Source organism: Acinetobacter sp. GFQ9D191M (assembly GCF_011174875.1).
Lineage (GTDB): Bacteria > Pseudomonadota > Gammaproteobacteria > Pseudomonadales > Moraxellaceae > Acinetobacter.
This window is the reverse complement of sequence record NZ_JAALGV010000091.1, coordinates 1-4425: the sequence shown is the minus strand read 5'-3', so window position 1 is coordinate 4425 and position 4425 is coordinate 1. Positions and strand designations below refer to the sequence as shown.

The following is a 4425-nucleotide window of genomic DNA, read 5'->3' as shown; positions in this document are numbered from 1 at the left end:
TGTGTTAGCCGGATGCTTACCAATATACGCATTCTGCTGTGGCTTACCTGGTTGAATATATTCAATACGAATACCGTGCTCAGTAGCCCAGCGTACAAATTCATGACTGATAAACTCCGGGCCATTGTCACACCGAATAACTAACGGCTTTTCTCGCCACTCCAGCAACTGATTCAACGTACGAATAACTCGGATTGTAGGTAATGAGAATCCTGCTTCAATCGCTAAGCCTTCTCGACGGTAGTCATCAATCACATTTAATAATCGGAACTTTCGACCATCGATCAGCTGATCATGCATAAAATCTAATGACCAGACCTGATTTTCTCGGATTGGTTCTTTCAATGGTTCAGGCGCGTGCCGTTTTAGTCTTCTTCTCGGTTTAATACGCAGATTTAGTGCCAACTCACAGTAAATGCGGTAAACCCGCTTGTGATTCCAGCAGTATTTAGCATTAATTGAAGCAGAAGATTCTCTTTTTAAAAGACAATTTACGATTACCAATGAAGATGGAACTTTAACAAAAAGTCGCTGGATTCAAGATGCTAATTATCGGAAAGGTGAAGGAAGAATTTTAGTTACCTTAACTCGTGTGGTAATTGAACATGTCACTAAAATAGATGGGTTTGAACAGTATTTTACTAGTTATCATTTGAAAAAAACTGCTGACTTCAAAAGCGTTTATGCAGTACGTCTTTATGAGCTCTTAATGCAATGGAAGTCTGTAGGGAAAACGCCTGTTTATGAATTAAATAAATTTCGTAGCCAACTTGGTATAGGTGTTAACGAATACACTCGAATGGAAGCATTTAAGAGACGTGTTTTAGATATTGCAGTAGATCAAATCAACGAATTTTCAGATATAACTGTTAAATACGAACAGCATAAAAAAGGTCGTTCAATCTCAGGATTTTCTTTTAGCTTTAAGCCAAAGAAAGCAACTATTCGATCTATAGAAACTAATAGAGACCCTAATACAACTGATCTGTTCTCGAGAATGACAGATAAGCAACGCCACTTATTCGCTACTAAACTTTCCGAACTACCAGAAATGGGTAAGTATTCTCAGGGTACAGAAAGCTATCCACAATTCGCTATACGTATTGCTGAAATGCTTCAAGATAGTGAAAAATTCCAAGAATTATTCCCTTATCTTCAAAAAGTTGGCTATCAAGCTGCCTAAAATTTATACTTGATCATTTGTCTATTAGGCAGTCTAATAGACAACAACTTTTGACAGAGTTAGGCATAGATTTACAGCATGAAAAGCCTTACAGTTCTTGAGCTTTCTAAGCTTTACAATATCAATAGACAAACGATTTACAACAACATAAAGAAAGGAATTTTAAGTAAAAATTCTGATAATAAAATTGATCTGGCTGAAGCTATCCGTGTTTTTGGCGAACCTTCAAAAAAACTAGATGTAAAAGAATCTGTAAAAATAGACAGTCCAAATTCGGCAGAAGTTTTACTACTTAGGCAACAGATAGACATGCTGAAAAATCAGCTTGATGATGCAAAAGAGCGTGAATCCTTTTATCAAAATCAAATTGAGACGATGCAACGTCTACTGGAAGCACCCAAACCAAAGATTCAAGACCCTAGTGAACTCGAACTCCCTCAATCAGCTCCCATTGTAGAAATGAAGGAAGAGGTAATAGTCGTTCCACCTAAAGATGACGGATTGACTACTCCAGAGAACAAACGTATCCCTGTCCCAGAACACGTTGAGCCTGAACCTAAAAAGAGAGGCTTCCTGAGCCGTTTTTTCCTTCCTTATGGTTAGCCAGGACTCCAATTTTTTGATGAGCCAATTTCAGTGCAAGCACATGAAATAATGACTCATCAAAAAACCGGATGAGGTTTATTAAAACTGAATAAAACCGTGGAACATTGCTTACTTATTGAGCGTGGAACAAGAAAAATTGCTAAAACAGCCTAAGAGAGCGTGCTTAGGCTGTTTTTACAGATATAAAACATTGTTTTAAAAGGAAATTTTTTGGACGTTTCGTATAAGGTGTATTATGTTAATTTTAGAGAAAGTTAATTATCTTTCAATGTCTCAAAAACATTATATGAAGCCTTAATACGATCTACATTTGGTATCTTTTTATTCATTAACATAACCAATCCAAATCCTTCTTCTGGAATAAATAAAACATACGCCCCAAAGCCATTAGTCGAACCTGTTTTATGAAAAACTTTAGATTTTGGTTGCGATAATTCTTTTACAACAGGATTTGAGCCCAATAAGATTTGTTTTGAATTACTAGCCTGTAGAATTTCAGAAGTAGTGGGATAAGAAAACATTTCCCATCCAAGTGCTTGTGTCATACCGCTATCAGAAACTTTAAAATATCCTTTGTGTGTATCCAGTATAGCTTTTTTCATAGCAGGGCTATTTGTATCTACATTAAGATTCGAATTTACAAACTTAAGCATATCTGGGAGTGTTGATTTAACGCCATATGCTTCATCCGACAATGGACCAGGATTAACTCGAATTGGCTTATTATTTTCATCATAACCAAAAGCATAGTTCGTTTTTTGTGCTTCTGGAACATTGACGTATGTATGTTTCAAATTAAGTTGAGGAAAAACAGTCTTCTCTAATAATGAAGAGAAAGGAACATTCATCGATTTTGCAGTTAGATACCCAAAAAGTCCTATACTTGGATTTGAGTATTCACGATAAGTACCAGGAGGATTCTTTACTTTCCAATTTTTGAAATACTCTAATATTTGCTTATCAGTTTTGATATTATCTGGAAATTGTAATGGCAAATTGCCACTTGTATAAGTTAATAACTCTAATAAATTTACCTTATCAATTTCTGAATTTTTTAAAGCAGGGACGTATTTACTAGGATGATCGTTGAACGATATTTTACCTTGATTATTGGCATATGTTCCTGAAATAGCAGTAAAAGTTTTACTTAAAGAACCTAACTCAAAAAGTGTCTGACTATTTACGCTTTCATTTGTATCTTTAGATCGGACACCATAATATTTTTCATAACTTTTACCGTTGTAAATTACGCCTATAGCCATACCAGCTACACCATACTCATCTATAAGTGGCTTAAATGATTGGGTAACAACTTTTTCAATATTTTTCTCATTTTGACTGACTTCACTTGCATTTAAATTCATACCAAAACCGATAACCATCGTAATGAAGCTTGCTTGAAAAAAATATTTTTGATTAAAAAACATTAGGTTAAATTTCTTTAAAAAAGATGGCACATATAATCTCATATACTAAACCCCAATCTCAACTTTTTAAGTGATTGAAATAAAAAGGACATAACCCTATTTTAGTTTCCACCAAGAAATTAAAGCAAAGTTATGTCCATTGAAGAATTTATCATTTTTGTCTATGTAATCATAGAAGAACTTTATCCCATTGTTGTTACTCAGCCCCTGAGAACTCGTGGTTTTCCGCCTGCTGTTACTGATGCAGAAATCATCACTATGCAAATAGTAGGTGAATTTCTTGGTTTAGATACAGACAAAAATATTTGGATGTATTTCAAAAACAATTGGTTAGAATGGTTTCCAAAATTAGGATCTTATCCCAATTTCTGTAAACATTGTGCAAACCTGTGGCATGTCAGTCAATCCATTATGGCACAGCTCATTCAGCGTTATGGTTCAGATAACATTCACTTTATTGATGGCTTCCCACTCCCTGTCTGTAGTTATACCAGAGCGAGAAAGCATAAAAACTTTAAAGAATACGCAGGTTTTAGTTATTGTGCTGCAAAACAAGAAAAATATTATGGTTTCAAAGCTCATATCGTCATTAATCTTTCAGGCATGATTTCGGGTTATACCTTTGCTCAAAAGGCTTCTCTTTGATAAAATCAATTTACTAAAACTAATTTGTTATTATTTATGAAACCAGTCCTGTTAATAATTGATGTTCAATCAACTTTTAATCCTCCTAACTGGTTAATACAAAAATTAGAAAAATTGCTGCCTTCGGTTCATTCAATCGCGACTATAGAACTACATGATGAATCAATAGTTCCCTTCAAAAGCCAGCTAAATTGGGCTCCATCGGAATTTGATGAATGTCCACTAAAAGTAGAGAAAGTATTTATTAAGTATGGATATTCTCCAACAGATGACTTGATTCAGTATTTGAAAGGTTTAGATACTCAACAAGTTTATGTATGTGGTATCCAAACGGATACGTGTGTTCTTGCTGCTGGTTTTAGATTATTTGATGCTGGTCTTTTCCCCTGCTTAGTTACAGATTTAACTGTAGGTTCTTCTTTAGATCGAAGTGGAAATTTAGGAATTCAACTTTGGAAACATCATTTTAGATCAATTACTACATCTGAAAATTTATCTTCTAATACGATGATTTAACATAATGGGCGTTATACGAAATGCACATGTAAGCCCCAAGTAGAAATG

Annotated in this window: 3 protein-coding genes and 3 pseudogenes; 4 read left to right on the top strand and 2 right to left on the bottom strand. The window is 34.6% G+C overall.

From position 1 onward, the window contains the following. A pseudogene (locus tag G5T77_RS13160) lies at positions 1-447 on the bottom strand (DDE-type integrase/transposase/recombinase); the annotation flags it as partial. Between the two features lie 7 nt (positions 448-454). Here G5T77_RS13160 and repM point away from each other — a divergent pair. Beyond that, a pseudogene (gene repM, locus G5T77_RS13155) lies at positions 455-1183 on the top strand (replication initiation protein RepM); the annotation flags it as partial. 78 nt (positions 1184-1261) lie between these two features. Then, on the top strand, positions 1262-1786 hold the full coding sequence (locus tag G5T77_RS13150; RefSeq protein WP_039090898.1) for a plasmid replication DNA-binding protein: 525 nt from the start codon (positions 1262-1264) through the stop codon (positions 1784-1786). 257 nt (positions 1787-2043) lie between these two features. Here G5T77_RS13150 and blaMCA read toward each other — a convergent pair whose 3' ends face one another. Beyond that, positions 2044-3216 carry an MCA family class C beta-lactamase gene (blaMCA, locus tag G5T77_RS13145; RefSeq protein ID WP_079863305.1) on the bottom strand — a complete coding sequence of 391 codons (1173 nt, stop codon included), beginning with the start codon at positions 3214-3216 and terminating at the stop codon, positions 2044-2046. A gap of 132 nt (positions 3217-3348) precedes the next feature. Here blaMCA and G5T77_RS13140 point away from each other — a divergent pair. Beyond that, positions 3349-3843, top strand: a pseudogene (locus G5T77_RS13140) (IS982-like element ISAba9 family transposase); the annotation flags it as partial. A gap of 54 nt (positions 3844-3897) precedes the next feature. Then, positions 3898-4377 (top strand): cysteine hydrolase family protein, encoded by a 480-nt coding sequence (locus G5T77_RS13135; protein ID WP_065995571.1) that lies wholly within the window; start codon positions 3898-3900, stop codon positions 4375-4377. The last annotated feature ends 48 nt before the right edge of the window (positions 4378-4425 follow it).

Bases quoted from the DNA above. Each gene is read 5' to 3' on its own strand.
- G5T77_RS13135 (WP_065995571.1), top strand. From the start codon at position 3,898: ATGAAACCAGTCCTGTTAATAATTGATGTTCAATCAACTTTTAATCCT.
- blaMCA (WP_079863305.1), bottom strand. From the start codon at position 3,216: ATGTTTTTTAATCAAAAATATTTTTTTCAAGCAAGCTTCATTACGATG.
- G5T77_RS13150 (WP_039090898.1), top strand. From the start codon at position 1,262: ATGAAAAGCCTTACAGTTCTTGAGCTTTCTAAGCTTTACAATATCAAT.